The organism is Mycobacterium persicum (assembly GCF_002086675.1).
GTDB classification, from domain to species: Bacteria; Actinomycetota; Actinomycetes; order Mycobacteriales; family Mycobacteriaceae; genus Mycobacterium; species Mycobacterium persicum.
This window is the reverse complement of sequence record NZ_MVIF01000243.1, coordinates 1-1,204: the sequence shown is the minus strand read 5'-3', so window position 1 is coordinate 1,204 and position 1,204 is coordinate 1. Positions and strand designations below refer to the sequence as shown.

Genomic DNA, 1,204 nt, shown 5'->3' with positions numbered 1-1,204 from the left:
TAACTCCACAAAAACATGGGGGCCCTGAGCCAGCAAACCCGCTACACAATCAGCAAAACGAACCGGTTCACGCAGGTTGTGGTACCAGTAGTCGGCGGTCAAGGTGGTGGTGTCAACAGGCTGGTCCGATAGGTGGCTGCCCACGCTGGAATACATCGGGATTTGCGCTGGGCGGGGGTGCAGGTTGTTGAGATCGTCGAGTAGTTGTTGGTGCAGGGCTTCCACATGAGAGCAATGGGAGGCGTAATCCACGGCGATGGTGCGGATGTGGATGTTGTGGTGTTCACAAGCGGTGATAAACCGTTGCAGCGCAGCCACATCGCCGCTGATGATGGTTTGTGAGGGACCGTTGACCGCAGCGATGTCAAGGCCTTGACCGTAGCGCTGCAGGTAGGGGTCGAGTTCTTCAGCGCTTAGCAGCACCGAAGCCATCGTCCCGCTCCCGCATAGCTGCGCTAAGGCGTGGCTGCGGCGGGCCACGATCTTGGCGGCTTCGTCTAAGGAGTACACCCCAGCGATATAGGCGGCGGCGATTTCTCCTTGAGAGTGTCCGATCACGGCCTGGGCCGTAATGCCGCAGGAGTTCAGCAGTTCTGCAAGGGCGACCATCATCGCAAACAGGGCCGGTTGGACCACATCGACGCGCTCTAAAGGCAGCGGTGGGGGGTCTTGACACAACACCTCACGCACCGACCAGCCGGTGTAGGGGCGTAAAGCCTGGTCACAGCGGTCTAGGGCGGCGGCGAAGTCGTGGTGGTGTTGGTAGAGCTGGGCGGCCATGGCCGGGTATTGAGCGCCTTGACCGGGAAAGACGAACACGGTTTTGCTGGATTGGTGAGCCAGGTGGTGATGGGTGGACAGGCCCGGATGGGGTTGGTTGCTGGCTAAGGCCTTCAAGGCCGCCCGAAGCCCGTTGCCAGGATCGGGGGGTGGTGAGGAAACGGTGATCGCTGCTCGGTAGGGGTGATGGCTGCGGGTAGTGGCCAGGCTGTAAGCCAGATCAGTCAGATCAACATCGTGGTGATCATCGAGATGGCGATCCAAACGCTGGGCCTGAGCACGCAACGCCGCTGCGCTACGCCCCGAGAGCACCCAAATACCAGGCACCACCCCACCACCACCACCACCATCATCATCATTGGCGGCGGGTATCACCGCAGGATCCGCAGCAGGGGCTTGTTGAACAATCAGATGAGCGTTGGTG

Annotated in this window: 1 protein-coding gene; it reads right to left on the bottom strand. The window is 60.6% G+C overall.

The window, feature by feature from the left end:
* On the bottom strand, positions 1 to 1,204 hold a 1,204-nt coding region (locus BST40_RS29860), incomplete at both ends, for an acyltransferase domain-containing protein (RefSeq protein WP_142276857.1).